Annotated in this window: 18 protein-coding genes and 1 riboswitch; of the genes, 8 read left to right on the forward strand and 10 right to left on the reverse strand. The window is 57.3% G+C overall.

Translation table 11 applies throughout. From position 1 onward, the window contains the following. The 3 genes from ABD76_RS03850 to ABD76_RS03860 all read left to right on the forward strand — a co-directional run. Window positions 1–814 (forward strand): ATP-dependent helicase C-terminal domain-containing protein (locus ABD76_RS03850; protein ID WP_275100762.1); only part of this gene is annotated, 814 nt, incomplete at its 5' end. 367 nt (window positions 815–1181) lie between these two features. Beyond that, window positions 1182–2393 (forward strand): macrolide family glycosyltransferase, encoded by a 1212-nt coding sequence (locus ABD76_RS03855; RefSeq protein ID WP_197254414.1) that lies wholly within the window; start codon window positions 1182–1184, stop codon window positions 2391–2393. Window positions 2394–2961: 568 nt separating this feature from the next. Continuing rightward, window positions 2962–3471, forward strand: a complete 510-nt coding sequence (locus ABD76_RS03860) for a CcdC family protein (RefSeq protein WP_197254415.1) — start codon at window positions 2962–2964, stop codon at window positions 3469–3471. A 115-nt stretch (window positions 3472–3586) separates the two neighbouring features. Here ABD76_RS03860 and ABD76_RS03865 read toward each other — a convergent pair whose 3' ends face one another. Both ABD76_RS03865 and ABD76_RS03870 read right to left on the reverse strand, forming a co-directional pair. Further along, entirely contained in the window at window positions 3587–3751 is a 165-nt protein-coding gene (locus tag ABD76_RS03865) for a hypothetical protein (protein WP_197254416.1), read from the reverse strand. After that, entirely contained in the window at window positions 3748–4725 is a 978-nt protein-coding gene (locus ABD76_RS03870; protein ID WP_197254417.1) for an aromatic ring-hydroxylating oxygenase subunit alpha, read from the reverse strand. Before ABD76_RS03870 ends, ABD76_RS03865 begins: the two co-directional genes overlap by 4 nt. A 264-nt stretch (window positions 4726–4989) precedes the next feature. On the opposite strand from ABD76_RS03870, the gene ABD76_RS03875 reads away from it, so the two are divergent. After that, the gene (locus tag ABD76_RS03875; protein WP_197254418.1) at window positions 4990–6336 is read left to right on the forward strand and encodes a uracil-xanthine permease family protein; all 1347 of its coding nucleotides are present in this window, start codon (window positions 4990–4992) and stop codon (window positions 6334–6336) included. Window positions 6337–6404: 68 nt separating this feature from the next. On the opposite strand, the gene ABD76_RS03880 is transcribed toward ABD76_RS03875, so the two are convergent. After that, window positions 6405–7742 (reverse strand): TrkH family potassium uptake protein, encoded by a 1338-nt coding sequence (locus ABD76_RS03880; RefSeq protein ID WP_197254420.1) that lies wholly within the window; start codon window positions 7740–7742, stop codon window positions 6405–6407. A 256-nt stretch (window positions 7743–7998) separates the two neighbouring features. On the opposite strand from ABD76_RS03880, the gene ABD76_RS03885 reads away from it, so the two are divergent. Beyond that, window positions 7999–8427 (forward strand): EamA family transporter, encoded by a 429-nt coding sequence (locus ABD76_RS03885; RefSeq protein ID WP_197254422.1) that lies wholly within the window; start codon window positions 7999–8001, stop codon window positions 8425–8427. Between the two features lie 55 nt (window positions 8428–8482). Here ABD76_RS03885 and ABD76_RS03890 read toward each other — a convergent pair whose 3' ends face one another. The 6 genes from ABD76_RS03890 to ABD76_RS03910 all read right to left on the reverse strand — a co-directional run bounded on the left by ABD76_RS03890 (window position 8483) and on the right by ABD76_RS03910 (window position 14489). Further along, on the reverse strand, window positions 8483–9475 hold the full coding sequence (locus tag ABD76_RS03890; protein ID WP_197254424.1) for a tetratricopeptide repeat protein: 993 nt from the start codon (window positions 9473–9475) through the stop codon (window positions 8483–8485). A gap of 344 nt (window positions 9476–9819) precedes the next feature. After that, a complete protein-coding gene (locus ABD76_RS03895; protein WP_197254426.1) occupies window positions 9820–11082 on the reverse strand; it encodes an MFS transporter in 1263 nt (420 codons plus the stop codon). Between the two features lie 182 nt (window positions 11083–11264). Then, complete coding sequence (locus ABD76_RS28980) at window positions 11265–11528, reverse strand: hypothetical protein (RefSeq protein WP_206765509.1); 264 nt, start codon at window positions 11526–11528, stop codon at window positions 11265–11267. Beyond that, window positions 11518–12228, reverse strand: a complete 711-nt coding sequence (locus ABD76_RS03900) for an ABC transporter permease (protein ID WP_197254427.1) — start codon at window positions 12226–12228, stop codon at window positions 11518–11520. The genes ABD76_RS28980 and ABD76_RS03900 overlap by 11 nt, the downstream gene beginning before the upstream one ends. Then, window positions 12225–13079 (reverse strand): ABC transporter ATP-binding protein, encoded by an 855-nt coding sequence (locus ABD76_RS03905; protein WP_197254430.1) that lies wholly within the window; start codon window positions 13077–13079, stop codon window positions 12225–12227. Before ABD76_RS03905 ends, ABD76_RS03900 begins: the two co-directional genes overlap by 4 nt. 192 nt (window positions 13080–13271) lie before the next feature. Continuing rightward, window positions 13272–14489, reverse strand: a complete 1218-nt coding sequence (locus ABD76_RS03910) for a LytTR family transcriptional regulator DNA-binding domain-containing protein (protein WP_197254432.1) — start codon at window positions 14487–14489, stop codon at window positions 13272–13274. A 326-nt stretch (window positions 14490–14815) separates the two neighbouring features. Next, a riboswitch (purine riboswitch) is annotated at window positions 14816–14915 on the forward strand. A gap of 107 nt (window positions 14916–15022) precedes the next feature. On the opposite strand from ABD76_RS03910, the gene ABD76_RS03915 reads away from it, so the two are divergent. Then, a complete protein-coding gene (locus ABD76_RS03915; RefSeq protein ID WP_197254434.1) occupies window positions 15023–16453 on the forward strand; it encodes an NAD(P)/FAD-dependent oxidoreductase in 1431 nt (476 codons plus the stop codon). A 288-nt stretch (window positions 16454–16741) separates the two neighbouring features. Then, window positions 16742–17632 carry a formate/nitrite transporter family protein gene (locus tag ABD76_RS03920; RefSeq protein ID WP_197254436.1) on the forward strand — a complete coding sequence of 297 codons (891 nt, stop codon included), beginning with the start codon at window positions 16742–16744 and terminating at the stop codon, window positions 17630–17632. A gap of 204 nt (window positions 17633–17836) precedes the next feature. On the opposite strand, the gene ABD76_RS03925 is transcribed toward ABD76_RS03920, so the two are convergent. After that, window positions 17837–17992 (reverse strand): DUF1540 domain-containing protein, encoded by a 156-nt coding sequence (locus tag ABD76_RS03925; RefSeq protein WP_168179174.1) that lies wholly within the window; start codon window positions 17990–17992, stop codon window positions 17837–17839. 783 nt (window positions 17993–18775) lie between these two features. On the opposite strand from ABD76_RS03925, the gene ABD76_RS03930 reads away from it, so the two are divergent. Beyond that, window positions 18776–20704, forward strand: coding sequence for a beta-N-acetylhexosaminidase (locus ABD76_RS03930; protein ID WP_197254438.1), 1929 nt, complete (start codon window positions 18776–18778; stop codon window positions 20702–20704). Window positions 20705–20760: the final 56 nt, after the last annotated feature.

Below are 20760 nucleotides of genomic sequence, written 5' to 3' on the forward strand. Positions count from 1 at the left end.
CGACACCGGCGCGGACAGCCGCATCCTGCTGGCGGCGGCCTTGGATCGCGCCCTGCTGGAGCGGCACTTCGCCGAGCAGCTCGTGAGGGAGACGCAGGTCGCCTGGGACGCGGCGGCCCAAGCGGTCCGCGCGCGCGAGCGCGTTCGGCTGGGCGCGCTCACGCTGGCCGACGCGCCGCACCCCGCCCCCGATGCGGAGGCGGTGCAGCACGCGCTGCTGCAGGGCATCGCCCGGGAAGGGCTGGCCCTGCTGCCGTGGACCAAGCAGGCGCGCCAATGGCAGACGCGCCTTCAATTCATGCGCCGGCATCAGCCGGATTGGCCCGATGCCGGGGAGGAAGCCCTCCTCGCGACGCTGGAGGAGTGGCTCGGTCCGCACGTCTACGGGATGCGAAGCCGTGCGGACCTGCAGAGCCTCAACCTCGCGGCGGCGCTCGAAGCGCTGCTTCCGTGGGAGAAGCGGCAGCAGATCGAGCGGGAAGCGCCGACCCATATGACGGTGCCGAGCGGATCGCGAATCGCGATCGATTACGCCGATCCGGATCGGCCGGTGCTCGCCGTGCGGCTGCAGGAAGTGTTCGGCTGGAAGGAGACGCCGCGCATCGCGAACGGCGCGGTCCCGCTGACGCTGCACCTGCTCTCGCCGGCCCAGCGTCCGGTGCAGGTCACGCAGGACTTGGCGAGCTTCTGGCAGAACGCCTATTTCGAGGTCAAAAAAGATCTGAAAGGCCGCTACCCGAAGCACTATTGGCCGGACGATCCGCATGAAGCCATCGCGACGCGCCGGACGAGGCCGCAGCCGCCGCGCGGATAAGCGCGTTGTACGCTCCGAACTGGCAGTTTATCAGATCATGGACGACACAAGAAGGAATAGATTCGCTCCAGGAATGAATGAAAGAGGTTCCCGGGGCTTCTATTCCTTTTTTCGCTTGTGGCGGGAGGGGGTCAGGGTTTCCTGAGGAAGCTTAAAAGTTTCTGCCGAGCGGGTGCTCTTGAAGGTCCTTTTGGTCAATATCCCCTTCGCTCAGACGACAACATAGAGTCGTTGCCTATAGCCCCGTTGTTGTTCCCATTGTGCAAGGGATGGCTGGGTTCAAGCGTTGTTTGACCCCGCGAGCGGCCTCCTTTATAATGAAAATGGAGTAATATCCTATTTCAGTATAATTTTGGAGGTAGAGTAAGTGGCACGCGTATTATATGTAACAATTCCAGCAGAAGGTCACGTTAATCCTACGATAGGATTAGTGAAGCAACTGGTCGACAATGGGGAAGAAGTCGTCTATATGTGCTCGGAACAATATCGGTCCAGGCTTGCCCGGACCGGGGCGCAATTCCGCGCCTATCAAATGGATGAAACCGTATTTAGACAGCTTGGTTTTAATCCAACGGAATATAAGCACCCGCTTCACTTCACCGAATTTATTGTACGAGGCATTATTGAACCTCATGTTCCTGAAATTTTAAGGCAGACAGAGGGCGAATCCTTTGATTATCTGATTTTTGACTCCTTGTTCGGGTGGGGAGGGGCGATTTTAGGGGAAAAGTTAGGCATCCCGACGATCTGCTCGATTACCAACCTGGCTTTTGTCAAGCCCCTGAGCAGTATTATAGAAGTGTTCGATGCCGATGATGTAGATGTGGAAGCTCTTTATGCCAGAGTGGAGAAGGCGGCGCAGCGCGTCGCGCGGGCCTGCAGCGTAGCCGTGCCCGCCATTGAAGATATTACCCGCCAGTATGGGCAATTTAAAATTGTATTTACAAGCCGCGATTTCCAACCGGACGCGGACAAGCTTGACGACAGCTATATCTTTACCGGGCCTTCCATTACGCCGCGTCCCGATGCCCCCTCCTTTCCGTTTGAACAGCTTCGATCGCAATATGATAAAGTGGTCTACATATCAATGGGAAGCATTTTGACCAAGGATGTGGAGCTGTACAAGCTTTTCTTTGAGGCTTGTGAAGATATCCCGGCGCAATTTGTGTTATCTTGCGGCAAAGATACGGATCTCGATTCGCTGGGTGACCGGATTCCGCATCATTTCATCATCGAGCCGTATGTTCCCCAACTGGAAGTGCTCCAGCAAGCCGATGCTTTTATTACCCATGCCGGCATGAACAGCGCAAGCGAGGGGTTATATTATGACGTGCCTCTGGTCATGATTCCATTAAGCTCGGATCAGCCCATTGTCGCCAAGCGGGTAGAGGAGTTGGGAGCCGGGATTTGTTTAAATAAGAGCGAGCTTACGCCTAAAGCGTTGAAGACCGCTTTGCTGCGAGTATTGAATGAATCTTCTTATAAAGAGCATGCCAAGCGGGTAGGGGATTCCTTGCGCAGCGCTGGCGGGTACACCGAAGCCGCGAGGCGGATTATGTCCTTATTCTCTAAAGTATAAAAGGCAGGATGGAGATATACCGTTAAGTTCAGCAGCTTGGCTGCAGACTAAATCGCGTTACACAAGGGGGTGCGCAGTGAAATCCTGCGTTAAAGCAGCAATTTTCGATCTTAGAAGCTATTTTTGATTAAAATCCTGAAAAAATACATTATTTTTATCGAGTTTTGTCTTTTAACTGTTGGACACCCCGAAATTGATGCAGTTTTGCATGAAGTCCTGTGATGGAGTGCAAGTCATAAAGAAAAACTGCATATTCGCAGTTTTTTTCATCGCTCACCGTCAGAAGCTGAGGTGGGGCTGTCTCGTTGAGCTAAAAACGACTGATGGAGGCAGCCCCTTTCGCCGCTGTACGGGACAGGTCCGGGCAGAGGACGACAACCGGAAGAAGCGGGCAGAACCGGTTGTCCGCGGGCGCCGCAAGTTGGCGGATAGCGAATGCCCCGGCTGCGGGGGAAGCGGGAGGGGATCTTTTGTAAGCGAGGGCATACTCATGTAAAATAAGTCATAGACGACCGAGGGCGACGCGGGTGCCCTGCGGTTCTATTCTAGTCTATCGAGGTGAATGACCATGTCACATGCCCTAGTATCGTCGCAATGGATGTCGCTGCTTGTATCGCTCGCGGCCGGGACGGCGGTCATTGTGCTGCGCCTGCGGGCGTCCCGCAAGCCGACATCGGCCAAAAAGATTATTATGCCGCCTGTCGGCATGGCCTCCGGATTTCTCATGTTTATCGTGCCGGCGATGCGGATCCCGTGGACATGGGGGCTTGCCGCTTTTGCGGCCGGCGCGGTATGCTTCTCGTACCCGCTTATCCGCACATCGCGGTTCGAGGTGAACGACGGGCAAGTGTACCTGAAGCGTTCGAATATGTTCATCGTGGTCATCGTCGCGCTGTTGGTTTTGCGGCTCATTCTGCATGATATCGTGGAGCAGGTTGTCTCGATAACGCAGAGCGCGTCCATCTTCTTCATCCTGGCGTTCGGGATGCTGCTTCCTTGGCGTGTGGCCATGCTGATGCAATACCGTAAGCTGACAGGTTCTGCGGATGCCGGCGCGGGAGAGAACCGCTCCACGTAGACATGGCGGCGGACGGAGCTGTCGGAACGGAGCCGCCGGGGCGGAGCAACTGGATGCGGAAGCCCGGCCCCGCGGTTCATGCAACCGGCATGCAGCGCTGTACACGAGGTTACGGCTATACGGAGCCCGCTTCTTCCCGAACATGGGAAGGGGCGGGCTCTTCGTGTGTGCAGAGCGTTCCAGGCGTGTACAGCGCTTCCCTCTCCATGCCGAACACGACAAAGTCTGGCACCTGTACAGGCCCCAGACTTGTGTCTTCAGCGGCCCGAGTGCGGCTCAAGCCGTCCCCCACTCGACCCCGAGATCCTTCAAATATTGGCGGTAAGCGATGCTGACCCGGTCGCATTTGAGCGACAGCTCCACCTGAAGGTCAAGCGGCAGATCCTCCGGCTTCTGATTCTCGACGACCGGCTTGTCCTGCGCGAAAATCATATCCTGGAAGCGGGTAATCTCATTGTCGCTCAGCCCAGGATCGTAGCTGAACGAGATGACGCCGTAAGCTACGGACGTCGCCGAGTCCTGCGGACGAACCGTCAGCAGAATCGACATGCGATGCCCGGTCTCCTTGTCGCGCTTGACGAACTTGACCGTGAGCGGCCGGGCAATCTCATACGTATAGTGCACATGCTTCGCTTGTCCGCTTCCATCCGGATCCGGCTGGAAAATCTCGATCTCCTCCGAACGGATGCCCTCCGGCACCCGATGCACCCGGTAATCTCCGATCTCGGTATGCGTCTCCACCCCGAGATAGCCTTCATGCACGACAGCCAGATGGCCGACATCGAGGAAGTTCTCCACGATTCGCGGCGGCTTCGCTTCGACGGTCTGCGGCCCCCAGACGACATGGCGCCACCCTTCCGCTTCATATTCCGGGAACGGGAACCACGGCGCGTCCTTGCCGCCGAGATTGACCCAGATGAAGCCGTAACGTTCCTCACATCCGTATGCAGTCGCTTGCGCTTTCTTCGGAATGGCCTGCTCCGCCGGGAGCTGCGGAATGTGCACGCAGGCGCCGGAAGGGGCGAATTCCCACGCATGATACGGGCAGACGAGACGCCCGTTCTTGACGCAGCCCAGCGATAACGCCGCTCCGCGATGGATGCACAGATCCTTGAACGCATGCACGCCGTCCTCCGTGCGGAACACGACGACGCGCTCTCCCATAATGTGGACCTGAATCGGCTTCTCCTTCACCTCATCCGCCCGGCAGGCGACAATCCATTCCTTGCGCAATACTTCATCCTGGATGATCATGATCTTGGTATATCCCCTTTTTATGGAAGTGTTATGAATCAATGAGAGTTATGATTCGAAAGTTCGACAATCAATCTATTCTTTTCTTATTTTAGGAGATACATTCGAAGTCGTCAATCCAAAACACGAACAATCTGTTTGTAAATATAAAAAATATTCGTAAATTATCTATACAAATCGGAGGATTGAATTTATAATCTGGAGTTGTGAGCTATATCACATCCAGGACTACATTCGAACCGCAATGGGAGGAACAGCACACTTATGGAACCGTCAACCAAGTCGAACAACCTTATCGTTGGAGTGGATGATAAGATCGGCGTCGGGAAGGCTTTTATTTTGGGCTTGCAGCATGTATTGGCTATGGATTTGTACATTGCTCCAATCGTTATCGCCGGCCTGCTCAGTCTGAGCGCGTCGGACACTTCCTTTTTTATTCAAATGTGCTTTCTGGGTACGGGCATCGCGACCTTGATTCAGACCGGCTTCGGACTCCGGCTTCCTGTCGTTCAGGGACCGTCTTATGTGCCTATCGGGGCCATGGGGGCCATCGGCAGCAAGCTGGGGCTTGGCGCGATGACCGGGAGCCTGATTCCCGGGGCGCTGCTTATCGCCCTGCTGGGCATGCCGTTGAAATGGTTCGCCAAGGCGGTTCGCCGCGTCATCCCTCCGCTGGTCGGCGGCACGGTTATTCTCATTGTCGGTATTTCGCTTATGCCTGTCGGCATGAGCAATATTTATAGGGCGGAAGGCGATCTGTGGACCAATGTGCTGATTGCCGCCGTCTCTGCAGGGGCGCTGATTGTTTGCATGCTGCTCGGCCGCCGTTCGAAGGGGCTGGGCACGGTGTCGCGCCTGATTTCCGTCATTGTCGCGATCGTCGTCGGCACGATTACCGCTTCGTTCTTCGGGACGGTCGACTTCACGCCGGTCGCCGAGGCGGACTTGCTGGCGATTCCGAGCTTCTTCCCGTTCGGAGCCCCGGTCTTCGACATAAGCGCCATCTTGACGATGGTCTTTGTCTATTTCATTATTCTGATCGAGACGACCGGAACCTGGTTCGTCATCTCCCAGGTTACCGGCAAAGAGCTGACGGACGAGCGCTTGAACCGCGCCGCCGCTGGCGAGGGAATCGGCTGCTTCGCCGGCGCTCTGTTCGGGGGCACGCCGATGACCGGCTACTCCTCGAACGCCGGCCTGATCGCGGTGACGGGAGTAGGCAGCCGCATGGCGATTATGGCGGGGGGCATCATCCTGCTCTTGCTCGGCCTCGTGCCGAAGCTGTCTACGGCGATCACCTGCATTCCGGAGCCGGTTATCAACGGGATTTTCGGCGTCGTCTGTGTCGCGATTGTCGTGAACGGCCTCAAGGTCATTCAACTGATTGACCTCGATGAACGCGCGATGATGATTATCGGGGTGCCGGTCCTGCTGACGATGGCCGTGACGGTGCTGCCGAAGGATGCGCTCGTTGGTCTGCCTGACTTCGCCGCCTATATTTTGTCCTCCGGCATTACCGTCGGCGCGATCGCCGCGCTTGTGCTGAATCTGATCATTCCGGGCGGCCGGGCCGCTTCGGCCAAGGAAGCGGCAACGGATACGGCGGCATAGATAGCTCTCGATATTGAATCCCGAACGCACATAACCCCCGCTGGCCCTTATGGCAGCGGGGGTTATTGTTACCCGATCATGATTTTCCCTTCCGGATAGCGGTAGAGCGATTGCTCCCGGCGATTGCCGAGCGCGTAGGCGAGCGTCATGGGCCCGATTCTGCCGATGAACATCGTCATGGCGATGACGAGCTTCCCGAAGGGGGAGAGATCGGGGGTCAGCCCCATCGACATGCCAACCGTCGCGACGGCCGAGACGGTATCGAACAGAATGCTGATGAACGGCACATCCTCGGTGACCGCGAGCAGCATCGAGACCGACAGCACCATGAACAACGCCAGAAAAATCACCGTCAGCGCCTTGATGATCAGATCCTTCGGCAGGCGGTGGCGGAACAGCACGGCATCCTCGCGACCCTTCAGCATGGCGTAGACGGCCGCCATCAGAATCGCGAACGTCGTCGTCTTAATCCCGCCGCCCGCGGAGCCGGGCGAAGCGCCGACGAACATGAGCATAATCAGGAAAAATTGCGTCACCTGGCGCATATCCGCCACATCCAGCGTTACGGTGCCGGAGGAACGGGTCGATACCGACTGGAAGAAGGAAGCGTACAGCTTGCCTTCCCAGCTCATCGATCCAAGCGTATAGGTATTCGAGAATTCGAAGATGAAGAGCAGCACCGCCCCGCCCACGACGAGAATCGCGGTCATCGACAGGACGACCTTGGAATGCAGCGAGAGCCGCCGCTTCTTCGGGTAATCATACAGTTCCGCCAGCACGATGAAGCCAAGACCGCCGGCGATGACCAGGAAGAAGGCGACGAGATTGGTCACCTCGTCCTCGGCGAACTGCTGGAAGCTGTCGCCGAACAGGTCGAAGCCCGCATTGTTGAACAAGGATATCGAATGGAAAAGACTATACGCGAACGATTGCCCGAGCGGCATCGTCTGTCCCCAGTGCAGCGTCAGCACGACGGTGGCCGACGATTGGATGATGACGACGAAGATGATGACCCGCCGAATCGTGCGGACGATCCCTTCCATGCTGTTGGCGTTGATCGACTCCTGCAGGATAAGGCGTTCGCGGAGCGATATCTTTTTGCCCAGCATCAGATAGAACAGCAGGGCCACCGACATGAAGCCGATGCCCCCGATCTGGACGAGGGAAATGATCACGCCTTGTCCAAAGGCAGAAAAGGTCGTGCCGACATCGACGACGACCAGCCCGGTCACGCAGACGGCGGAGGTGGCCGTAAATAACGCATCCACGAAGGAGATGGAATGACCCGGCGCCAGCGAGACTGGCAGCTTCAGCAGCAGGGTTCCGATTGAAATAATAAAGAGAAAACCCGTCACCAGCACGCGGGCGGGAGTCCAATGCAGCGTCCTTTTTTTCAACAGGTTCATGAAGAAGGTCTCCTTTTGGTCCATAACGAAAAAAATAATGATCGCAACGACGCCGGCTCGGCGCCGAATCGGATGGGAACGTAAAACGAAGACTAGTATATCGTTCTCCGCTTCCGTTGTAAACAAGCGTGCCATGATTTACTGAATATTTTCCTATTCTCTGGGATGGAATGCAAGCTTTTGGCGGCGGAAGGCAGACGCATTTTGCCGTATAATGGACAATGCGCCGATAGGATTAGTAAAAGGAGGAAAAAACATGGGAAGCTGGTTATGGTTCGCCCTGCTGTCCGCCGTGATGGCGGCGCTCGTCTCGCTCTTTGGCAAGCTAGGCATGAAGAACGTCGATCCGGACACCGCCACTGCCGTACGGGCGGTCATTATGGCCGTGTTCCTGTTGGGCGTGCTGGCCATTCAGGGCAAGCTGACGCAGGTCGGCGAGATTCTCGCCAACCGGAAGGCGCTGCTGTATATCGTGCTTAGCGGGGTGGCAGGCGCGCTGTCATGGCTGTTCTACTTCATTGCGATTCAAAAGGGCGAAGTCTCGAAGGTGGCTCCGGTCGACAAGCTCAGCGTCGTGTTGGCCGTGGGGCTGGCATTTCTGTTCCTGGGAGAGCGCTTGTCGCTTGTCGCCAGCCTGGGCGTGCTGCTGATTACCGTCGGCGTCATCATGACGGCGATCGGCTGAGCGGAGGGGGGAGAAGGGACTTGCCGTCGTACATATGCGAAAGCGGCCCATGGTGTCATGCCCAAGGCCGCCCGTATACTTTCCAATTGACATACCACCGGCTAATCCAATGGGTCGAGACATGAATCAGGATAAAGGCAACAAGCAGGACCGGTTTAAGAAAAGCGAATAAGACCCAAATGATGAACAAGATCCATGGATTCAGCTTCTGGAACCACTGGGCCGGCAGCCAGACAAGGCGAAAGGCCGGGTTGGCCTTCTGCAGCGTGTCCATATACTCCTCCCGGACCTGGGCATCGTCCGGATCCAGGCGGACGGCCTTCTCCATCAGGCGGAGCGAATGTTCCTTCTCTCCGCGCTGGTCGGCTGCCCAGGCGAGCTGCATCAGCGTGTAGGCATGCTCCTCCTCCATCGCCAATGCCTGGCGTTCGGCTTCCTTGGACTCCGCCGTCCGCTGCAGCTGCGCCAATACATAGCTGTATGTGGCGTAAGCGAGTCCGGCCGGCTCGATATCGATGCACCGCTCCAGCGAGAGAACGGCTTGCTCCAAGGCGCCCTTGCGCATCTGGTGCTGCGCAAGCAGCAGATGCGGCGTCGGATCGTCGGGCGCCATCGCGATCAACTGCCTCGCCGCCGTCTCGAAGGCAACCCACTCTCCCCGGTCATAATAGATGCCCATCCGCACCCGCCAGGCGTCCGGCTGATAAATGTCCCGCCGCAGCGCTTCTCCCGCCCAATCGAGAGCTTGGTCCGGATCGACGGGCTTATGAACGACGGCAGCCAGCGACATAATCGTCGGATGCTCCGGATATTCCAATTGCAGCCGCATGGCTTCCCGCAGCGCTTCCTGATACTCCTGCTTTTGGTATAGCTGATTGATACGCTGGATGGCCTGCCGCAAATATCGAATCGTATGTTGATCGTACTCTTCCCCGCCGCAGGCCGAATTCGTTTCGTCTGCCGCCGGGATCTGCTCCTGCGCCGCCGGAGGACATGGCTCGGTGTCCGGCGTGTCCTGAACCGGCTCTTGATGCGCATTTCGCGTCATCCTCCATCACCTCCAAGTATTTTCTTATGCTGTCTAGAACGATGGATATGTGATCCGTATCTCCACGGTAACATGTGATTGTCTTGATTGCCGGCGAACGGGGCGGATTCCACAAGCTCCTCATCCAACTGCGGGACATGCCGGGATTGCGGGTTCGTTCACAGTTCTGATGCGCGTACCAGCCGCGCTCGGCGAATGCAAAGCAACGATTGCAAGCACATCATATTGTAGATCTAGTCAGCGCGGGGAGCAAGTGGAAAGCGGGGAAGCTTGGATAAATGTGTCCAAACGGTGAAGACCGCAATCCGAAGCTGGCCACGACGAATTGCGGTACTGTCGGTACATTATGCGCCGGCATCTTGCGCCCATTCGTTCAGCGTGCGATCGTTCGGAAGAAGCAGAGCAAGAACGCCCAGGACCGGTAGGAAGCCGCACACCATCATAATCCGGGTGATGCCGAAGCCGTCGATGAAGTAGCCGAGCGCCAAGGCGCCGACGCCGCCCATCCCGAAGGCGAAGCCGGTGATAAGGCCGGAGACCGTTCCGATATTGCCCGGATGGAGCTGCTGGGCGTAGATAACGGTCACCGAGAAGCTGGAGAGCAGGATGAAGCCGGTGAGGGCCAGCAGCACCCCGGCCCAGAACAGATTGACGAACGGAAGCAGCAGCGCCAGGGGCGCGGTGCCGAGCATCGAGGCCAGGATGAGGTTGCGGCGGCCGAACCGATCCGCCAGCGGCCCGCCGAAGAAGGTACCTACCGCGCCTGCCCCCAGGAACAGGAAGATATACAGCTGGGCCTGATCCAGCGTGAGCCGGTAATCTTCCATTAAGTAAAATGCGTAATAGCTGCCGATGGCGGCCCCGTACCAGGAACGAACGAAAACGATCACGACGAGAATCAGGGTCGCCCAGGCGATGCTTTTGCGCCTTGCCGGGTCGATCTTGCGCTGCTGCTGGCGCTTCGCGAAGGTGTATCCGGCGTCGAGCATGCCGCGGTACCAGCGTGCGATGTACGTCTGCACGGCGATGCCGGCCCCCGCGATGAAGGTGAAGCCGAGGGCTCCCATCTGACCGAAGGGGATAAATACCCACTTGGTCAGCATCGGGGCAAGGGACTGTCCGGTGTTGCCGCCGACCTGGAAAATGGATTGGGCAAGGCCTTTGCGAAGTCCGGCGGCCATATGGGCGACGCGCATCCCTTCGGGATGGAAGGCGGCGGAGCCGAGTCCGACGAGGATGACGGCCAGCAGCACCAGCCCGTAGTTCGGCGCCAGCGCCAAGAGCAGCACGCCGAAGAACGTGAACGTCATGCCGATGGGCAGCAGCGCCGGCGTCGGCCGCCGATCCGCCGCATAGCCGACAACGGGCTGCATTATCGAAGCGGTGAAGTTGATCGCGAAGGCGATCCAGCCGATCTGTCCGTAGGAGAGCCGCATCGTATCTTTTAATATCGGAAAAATCGCGGGAATGACGGCTTGAATCGAATCATTGAACAGATGGACGAAGCTGATGGCCAGCAGAATGCGGAAAACCGTATCCTGCTGCGGGCTTGACTGCTTGAGCAGATCGGGCGCCGGACGCGAGGCGGCTAGCGGTTTGCTGTTCATGTGCAACTCCTTTCTTGACGAATTTATCGGAATGACGGCCTTGCGTCCTTCCCAGCCGGACAACGGATGGAAAGGACGGGAATGGGCCGTTCAATGGACCGTTCTGAAAATAAGGCTATGTCCCGCCAAGTTCATCGGGTTGATGCTACGATACAAGTTTTTGAGACGGGGCGCAATCCAAATTATTCCGCATATCGGAGCGTAATCCGGGCTTTCCCGCCGCCGGAAGCGGTCGTGCGCGGGTTACCGCAATGGAGCGGCCGCTTGGCCGGATAACGCGGAGCCGGACTGCGGAAGCAAGCGGGCAGACCGGGACAGGGCGGCCCGATTCGTTGGGTGCCTCTTCGGAGCGCTGTCGAGCCGCCGCCGAATGCTGTCTTTATTTCTCGGGAAATAGTTCCTGCTGTCGACGTCTGCGGGGCGTATTCGCGGCTCTTACGTATCATACCGCTTCGTGCGGTACGCCGTATAGCACAGGAACAGGCAGGCGGCCATCCAGACGACGATGATGCCGGCATGCGGAAGCGCGTCGGCCAGCGTTCCGCCCTTCCACAGCTTGGAGCAAGCCAGAGAGAGCTGCTCCGTCGGAAGATAACTGATCATCAAGTCGACCGCCGGATGGTTCAGCAGCGAGCCGAACATGGGCCCCATCAGGAAGAGTAGGTGCAGCGGCATGCCGATGAAGGAAGTCTCCATCGACGTGCGGGATAGCAAGCCGATCAGCGTGCCAATGGCCAAGTACATCACGATGCTTGGAACAAGCAGAAGGATAAGGGCAAGCGGAGGCAGGGCAGGCGTATCCGCGATGAACAGGGTTAAAATAACGGCTGCCACCGTCATCGCGGCAGCGATGGCGCTCTTGCCAATCAGCACCTCGAACGGTCTGGCGGGCGAGAGCATAAGCACCCGCAACGTATTTTTTTCTTTCTCCTCGGCGACCATCATCGCGAGCACGAAGGCTCCCGTAATCGTCAAGGCCATATTGATGGGCAGCGCCAGCACGCTGATCCCCGCTTCCTCTCGGCCGCGGAAGAGGAAGGCGAAGATAATCGGCAGCGCGGCCATGCTTAACAGAACAGGATTGCGGAAGCAATCCTTCCATTCTTTCTCGACAATCGCCGAGATTCGTTTCCATGCGTAAGTCATAATACGGCTCCCCCAGTAACTTTTATAAAAATATCGCTTAACGACGGTTCATTGGAATGAATGGACACCAGCTTCCCGGATGTCATCGTCTCGGAGACGCGGCGCGCGCCTTCCTCGTCGCAGGCCACCTGATACGACCCGTCCACGGTCGTAACCGTAATCGTGGCGTCCGCATAGCGGCGGCGAAGCAGCAGCGGCGTATCCATGGCGCTGATGCGGCCCTGATGCAGGAAAGCGATCCGATCGCATAGCGTCTCCGCTTCTTCCATGTCGTGCGTGGAGAGGAAGATGGTCGTTCCCGCGCGATTCAGCTCTTTCAACGATTCGTGAATGCGGCGGGTGTTCCCGGGATCGAGCGCCGATGTCGGCTCATCCAGGAACAGAATCTTCGGCCGATGAAGCAGGGCCCGTGCCAGCGTAACGCGCTGCTTCAATCCTTTGGACAGATTTTTGACGATGGTCTGCCGGTCGTCGGCCAGATTCACCTGCTCCAGCGCTTCCGGCACTCTGCTGGCGGGCACCTGGTACAGCTTGCAGAATAGTTCCAGATTATCCTGCACCGACAGCCGGTCGTACAAAGCGCTGTTGTCGGTCAGGATGCCGATGCGCGACCAATGATGGCAGCGCTCCGCTTCCGTCATTTGGGCGACATCCTGCCCGAATACGCGCGCCGTCCCGGATGTAGGCAGCAATTGAGCGGTCAATATTTTAATCGTGGTCGTCTTGCCTGAGCCGCTTGGCCCAAGGAAGCCGAACGTCTCTCCTGTGTAAACGACGAAGTCGAGCGACCGCAGCGCGGATTTGTTGCCGAACATTTTGGTCAGCGAGCGGGCTTCAATCATAGATTCCATATTGTTTTCCTCCCCTTGGATAGTTGATGGGTTCATCTGAGCTGAACGAGTTTGAATTGGTTGACCTCATCATATCCCGGGAGGGAGAAGACTGCCGCAAATGATCGGGCAGAAGCGTAATTCAGACGATGAATGGAACAGATCGAGGGTTGAATGAACCGCTCCTTCCGGCGAAATGCCGCTATTGGCAGGTTAAGAAATGCCCATAATCGCCTTCATTTCCTCGTATTTGCTCTTCGAGAGCGGCACCGTGCTCTTCTTCTCATCGTCCAGCACGAGGCTGTAGCTGTTGCGCGACCAAATGATGACTTCGCGGATGCGCTGCAAATTGACCAGATACGAGCGATGGCAGCGAAAAAAGCCGAACGGCTTTAATTTCTGTTCCAGTTCCTGCAGCGTCATGGAGCACGGATATTCACCGGATTGGACATGGAGATGAGCCACTCCGTCCTGACTCTCGATATAGATCATCTCCAACGGATCGATGAGCACAATTTTGTCGTCCACGCGCGCCGGCACTTTATCGAAGACGATTTGCGGATAGTGGCGCCGGCTGCCAGGCGGCGTGCCGGCCCCTTCGGCAGCTTCTCCCGGTAAAGGCGCTCCGCCGCCAGCGCTATTCGTTTCGGAATCCGGGGAGCCATCGGCTTGCTTCTTGGCCCCGCTTGGCGCGACTTCGGCGATGGAGCGATCCCCCGTCTCCTGAGAGAGGGCCGACGCTCCTTCCAGCGCTTGGTTGGCGCCGTCTTCGTCGAGGATGACCTCCTTGAAGCCGGCGGGCGTCCAGCGCAGAACGGCATCCGTCAGCGTCAGCGCGCTCTCCAGCGAAGGCACGGTCGTGAAGAAGGCGGTCCCTTTCTGACAGAGCTCGCGGATCCATTGGCGAAGCAGGAAGCAGCTTTCCAGGTCGAGATGGAACTCGGGGTCCTCCATAATAATCAGCTCCGGCTTCACCCCGGCGGCCCGGGCCAATTGGAAGCGCCGCTGCTCCGCTTCCGTACATTTGCCGAGCCGGACATTCTGCTTGTTCCACAGTCCGGTCAGCTTCAATACGAGTTCCAGTCTTGATTTATCGAATGCATTATATAATTTCATGTACAATCCGACAGCCTCGCGCACGGTCAGCCGTTCATGAACAGCGTCCTCCTGGCGGATCCAGCTGATGCGGGCCTTCGCTTCCGGGGAGTGGAGGGGAAGTCCGTTCCAGGTTACCGTCCCGGTGGACATGGCGGCGGTGCCCGCCAGCACATCCATAATGAGCTGGCCTGTGACATGGTTGCATTGCACGGCAAGGCATTGGCCCGGCTTCACCGTGACATGGAGCGTATCCAGCAGCGTCGAATTGCCTTGGGCGACATAGAGATGATCGAGAACAAGTCCGTCCGATAGGGCGGGGGAGTCAGGTTTCATTATTTTCACGCCTTTTCATTGAATCTGCAATCGTTATATATGTAATGGCAAGCTTATCGCTTCGGGCCAGGACATACAATGTCCATCATGGCGTACTTTTTATGTACGGGAGTAGAGTGACATAGGATTGGCAACGTTGGGAAAAGAGCGCGACTTCCGTGAATATTCGGATTTGGGCTTGTTTATCTTTCTGATCATCGTTTATTTCTTCTTTATTTACGAAAAAATAACGAACAATAAAGAAAAATATCGTTGACACGTTCGGTTAATTTCGTTACAATATCCATGTCGCTCCCTTGGGGGACGGCAATGAAGTTGATCACAATGAAGGCATTATTATTCCTGTTCGTATATTCCCGGAGATAAGGTCCGGGGGTCTCTACCAGGAGCCGTAAATTCCTGACTACGAGCGGTGTGCTTCGGCATACCCGGGTGAAGTCAGGATTTTTTGTCGCCTAGAAAGGAACAGAAGTTCGTCATTCGCCCCATTCAGATTCATACTACGTGTTATGAACGAGGAGGATCTTGATCTTATGAGCAAGTATGATGTCATTGTCGTTGGCGCAGGGCCCGCAGGAATTTTTACATGCTATGAGCTGACGTTGAAAGCCCCCCATCTTAACGTACTGTTAGTGGACAAAGGCCATGATATTTACCGGCGGAGCTGTCCGATTCTGGAGGAAAAAATTCAATTCTGCCCTCCGGCTATCGGCCGCAAGGAGTTCGCCGGCTGCTTGCCCGCCTGTTCCATCACGAACGGCTTCGGCGGAGCCGGAGCCTACAGTGACGGCAAATTCAATATTACGACCGAGTTCGGCGGCTGGTTGACCGATTATTTGCCGCCGTCGCAGGTGCTGGATCTGATTCAATACGTGGACCGGATCAATTTGGAGCATGGAGCCACGACGAATATAACAGACCCGACGACAGAGACGGTGCGCCGCATCGAACAGCAGGGATATGCGGCGGGCTTGAAGCTGCTGCGCGCGGAAGTCCGGCACTTGGGGACGGAGCAGAACCTGGAGATTTTGAAATCGATTTTTGAATACTTGAAGACCCGTATCGATATGATGCATAAGACGGAAGTGGCGGATCTCGTCACCGTGAAGGAAGACGGCCGCCATGTCGTGAAGGGCATCGAATTGAAGGGCGGCGAGACGATCGAAGCCGATCGCGTCGTCATCGTGCCGGGACGGGACGGTTCCGCCTGGCTGACGGAGATTCTGAAGAAGCGCCGCCTGAAAATGTACAACAATCAGGTCGATGTCGGCGTGCGCGTCGAGACGTCGGACGTCGTCATGCGCGAGATTAACGAGCATCTATATGAAGGCAAATTCATCTTCAACACGTCCGTAGGCACGCGGGTGCGCACCTTCTGCAGCAATCCGTCCGGACACGTCGTGGTCGAGAACCACAGCGGCATCATGTGCGCGAACGGCCACTCCTACAAGGATCCGAAGCTCGGCTCGAAAAATACGAACTTCGCTCTGCTCGTCTCGCATACGTTCACGGAGCCGTTCGACAAGCCGAACGAGTATGCGCGCGAGATCTGCAAGCGTGCCAACGATCTGTCCGGCGGCGGCGTCATTGTGCAGAAATACGGCGATATTCTCCGCGGGCGCCGCTCCACCGAGAAGCGCATCCGGGAGGGGTTCCTGGAGCCGACGCTGCGCGAGGGGGTCCCTGGCGATCTCGGTCTCGTGCTGCCATACAATACAATGAAGAGCCTCATCGAAATGGTGGAGGCGCTGGACAAGGTGACGCCGGGAATCGCTTCCGAGCATACGCTGTTCTACGGCGTCGAGGCGAAGTTCTACTCCGCCCGCCCGAAGCTGGATGCGTCGCTCGAATCCGAGATTGCCGGACTGTATTGCGGCGGCGACGGGGCCGGCGTGACCCGCGGGCTGGCGCAAGCCGGGGCAGCCGGAGTTCACATCGCCCGCAGCATCATCGCCAAAGCATAATTCATATCAAGAAGTCCGCGGCCGCACGGTACGCGGGCTTTTTCCGTTTACGATATTTCTCGGCGATTCGGCAGCCCCTTGTCTTTCTTCATGAGATGTCGGCAGATTGTTAATTTTGAACATTACCTTGTGATAAAATGCACAACTTCCATAAGGAAGCTTCGATACAATGAACTTGCATCTTTACATCCGCCTGAAATGGACCGCCGTAACGGCGTGACCGTTCCGTTCATTCGGGAGGATGCGATAAGCCAACAAGGTACTTGCGGTGCAGGGAGGGAATGCAGTATGGCAGGATACTTGAAGCCGCAGGAGATAGCGGCAGCGACAGTGGAGACAGGGACGGCCAAGGCCCGCAATCCGCTGTCGGTCATGGTGATATTGGGGTTTCTGGCAGGCGCGTTCATCGCGCTGGGATACTTACTGTATATACGGGTAACGGCGGGCGCGCCGCCTGAGTGGGGGACGATCACCGGGCTCATCGGCGCCTCCCTTTTCCCGATCGGTCTCATCCTCGTCTTGCTGGGGGGCGGTGAGCTGCTGACCGGCAATATGATGGCCGTCCCGTTGGCCCGGATGAAGGGCCGAATTACGACCGGGGAGGTCGCCCGCAATCTGATCGTGATTACGTTGAGCAATTTCCTGGGGGCGATATTCGTCGCTTACTTCTTCGGGCATATCGTCGGCCTGACCGCCGATGGCGTCTATCTGGAGAAGACCGTGTCCGTCGCCGGGCACAAGCTGGAAGAAGGCTTCCTGCAAGCGTTCGTCTCGGGTATCGGCTGCAACTGGCTCGTGGCTTTGGCGGTGTGGCTGTCTTACGGCTCCAAGAGCTTCAGCGGCAAAGTAATGGGCATCTGGTTCCCGACGATGACGTTCGTGGCCATCGGCTTCCAGCACGTGGTGGCCAACATGTTCGTCATTCCGGCAGCCATCTTCGAAGGCTATTACAGCTGGGGAGAATACATCATGAACTTCATCCCGGTCTGGCTCGGCAACCTTACCGGCGGTGCCGTTTTCGTAGCCGGCGCTTACTGCCTGGCATACTTGCGGCCCAATCCGGATACGGCCATGCCGGCTAAGCCTTCCGCGGCGCGTGCTTCCGCTTCTGCCGCATCAGCGGCACCGGGTGCGTCAGCTTCATCCTCCGGGAGCCTGGACCATTCTGTCACGGGATAAGCGTCACCTCTCGCCTATATCGAGCCAGGTCCGTTAGGTCGGGCCTGGTTTCTTGATCCTTGGGGCCATTTGGGCATGCAGTTGCGTAAAGGCATCCGTTTTTTTCAATAGGGTGATCAGGGCTTGCATATATTCGGAAGGAAATGATAATAATTATCAGTACAAGAGTGAAAAAGCAGCCCGGCAAGGCTGCTTGGACATACGTTAAATTTTGGGCTCGAACGTTTTACAATCCGTTTCTTCGGAATTACTTGCTTGTCTTCCCTGACGATTCACGACATAAATCGAAGAAGCGTTGCATTTGTTGCCCGCAGCCCAGTATTTGCAGCTGTTCACTTCGCACAGCACGTCTTTAGCCATTGCATGTCACCCCCTTTGCAATAGCATTGACGGGATACTGGCGGTTCTATACGCCTGGCTGCTGCAAAGTCTGCCCTCGACATGGATCGGCAAGCCATGTCTTTTTGGCATGTCTCCGAAAGGGCGGGGAGGGAGCGTTGGTGCACAGCCCTTGCGAAGAACCTGGATCTTTATCGGGGCTCCATTGTAATGGGTGTTGTTCGCTGGGGAAACCCCGCTGATTTATGCCATTGCTCTAATATGCAAATGACTCAGGGATGGAGGTCGCTCCTTACACTCCTTACGGTCAATATCCCATCGGCTCATGGTACAAGCTGAGTGCCGGGGATAGCGGAGCAAGGAGCGAAAGAGGGTCACCGCCCGTCCTTATGGTCAATATCCCATCGGCTCATGGTTACAAACTGAGTGCCGGGGATAGCGGAGCAAGGAGCGAAAGAGGGTCACCGCCCGTCCTTATGGTCAATATCCCATCGGCTCATGGTACAAACTGAGTGCCGGGGATAGTGGAGCAAAGAGCGGGAGAATTCCCTGCCAGTCCTTACGGTCAATATCCCAACGGTTCAGGGACAAGCTGAATGGTTGGGATATTGAAGCAAAGGAGCAAAAAGAGCCCGGTGATCTTACCCAACTGGTGGCGTCGCAGCATGCTTGCCTATCTAACCGTATAACAGCAAAGTCGACCCGAGGTTGCGAAACGGGATCGATAGCGCTATCCTAATCACATCCTACCTCTTACATTGGCCAGCATGGAACAGATTTATACAACTAGAGGAGGAACAAAGGATGCATATTCAATTCAGCGGCGATGTTCACCGCTTCTTGCCCGGAATCCGGGAGCTGCGGCAGCTGCTTGACGTGGAAATTAGCGAGGGAGGGAGCCCTAATCCCGAGGCGGTCGCTGTAAAGGTAGAGCAGGCCGCCGGGGAGTTGACGGTGTCCTGGGACGGAAGCGCCGGATGGATCCGTTATGCGGAGCCGATCCACTTTTTCCGGGGGCTGGGGCGGTTCGTGGAAGCTTACCGCCAGGGCGGGACGTTCCATATTGCGGAACGGCCGCAATTCGCGTACAACGGGGCGATGATCGACGCTTCACGGAACGCCGTTCCCCATCTGGCCATGCTGCAGGAGTTACTGCGTTCGATGGCGCTGATGGGCTTGAACGGCATCATGCTCTATACGGAAGATACGTACGAGGTGCCGGAGCGGCCCTATTTCGGGTATATGCGGGGACGGTATACCGCAGACGAATTGCGGGCCATTGACGATTACGCGGCCCAGTTCGGCATCGAGGTGGTTCCGTGCATTCAGACGCTGGGGCATCTGGCCCAGGCGCTGAAATGGGATGAGGCCGAGGCGCTGCGCGATACCGAGGATGTGCTGCTCGCCGGCTCGGATGCCACCTACCGCTTCATTGAGGACATGATCGCGGCCGTCTCGAAGCCGCTTCGGTCGAACCGGATTCATATCGGCATGGACGAGGCGTTCGGACTTGGACTGGGGCGATATTTGTTCAAGCACGGCTTCCGGGAACGGTTCGATATTATGAACGAACATTTGCGGCGCGTGCTGGAGATTACCGAGAAGCATGGCTTACAGCCGATGATGTGGAGCGACATGTATTTCCACTTGCTGATGAACAATGGGGGCCATTATTACGATCTGGACCTGGAATTTTCCAGCGACGCGGTGGCCCGGATTCCGAAGGGCGTGCAGTTCGTCTATTGGGATTATTATCATGATGATCAGAAGTTCTATGAGAACTTCCTCGACAAGCACCGCGCGCTCGGTTCGGATCCGGTGTTCGCCGGAGGCGTCTGGCTGTGGGGCAGCCTCAGCCCGAACTACGGCAAGACATGGCAAAATACGAATCCGGCGCTTATGGCTTGCAAGGCGAAGGGCATACGCGAAGTATTTGCCACGGCGTGGGGGGACAACGGGCAGGAGACGAACCATTTGACGGTTCTGCCGGGCCTTCAATTGTTCGCGGAGCACGGGTATACGGACGGCGAGGTGGACGAGTCGGCCTTGGCGGAGCGCTTTCGCCTCTGCACCGGCCAATGTCTGGACGATTACTGGCAGCTAACCTATCTCGACGAGACGCCGGGCGTGACGAAGAACAATATGCACAGCTCGAACGCGTCCAAGTTCCTGCTCTGGCAGGATGCGTTGATCGGCCTGTTCGACAAAGATCTGGAAGGCGAACTGGAGACGGCCCTGCCGGCCCATTACGCGAAGCTGGCCGAACGGCTTGCCGCCGCCGAAGCGCAAGCTGCGGGAACGCATAAGCTGGTGTTCGGGTTCTATGCGAAGCTGGCGGAGACGCTGGCCATGAAGGGAACGCTCGGCCTGCAGGTAACATCTGCCTACCGGGCGCGGGAACATGAGAAGCTCCGCAGCCTGGCGGAGAAGGTCATTCCGCGCGTCCGCGCGCAGGCGGATCTGACGCGCAAGGCGCATCGCGCGCTGTGGATGGCGACAAGCAAGCCGTTCGGCTGGGAAGTGCTCGACATCCGCTACGGCGGCGTGCTGGCCCGGCTGCAATCGGCCGAGGATCGGCTGCTTGATTATGTGGAGGGCCGGGTAGACAGGCTGGAGGAGCTGGAGGCGGAGCGGCTTCCGTTTATCGCGAACGATCCGGTGGGAGAGCATCGTGTCTCGCATTCTCCGTTCTTCCACCGGATCGCGACAGGCGCCGTGCTGTCCGCGATTTAGGCAAAAGGATCGCAGCACCACAGAACCCGGAACCTCGAAGGAAGGGCTCGGCGAAG

It is taken from the genome of Paenibacillus dendritiformis (genome assembly GCF_015845845.1).
In the GTDB taxonomy this organism is placed as follows: Bacteria; Bacillota; Bacilli; order Paenibacillales; family Paenibacillaceae; genus Paenibacillus_B; species Paenibacillus_B dendritiformis_C.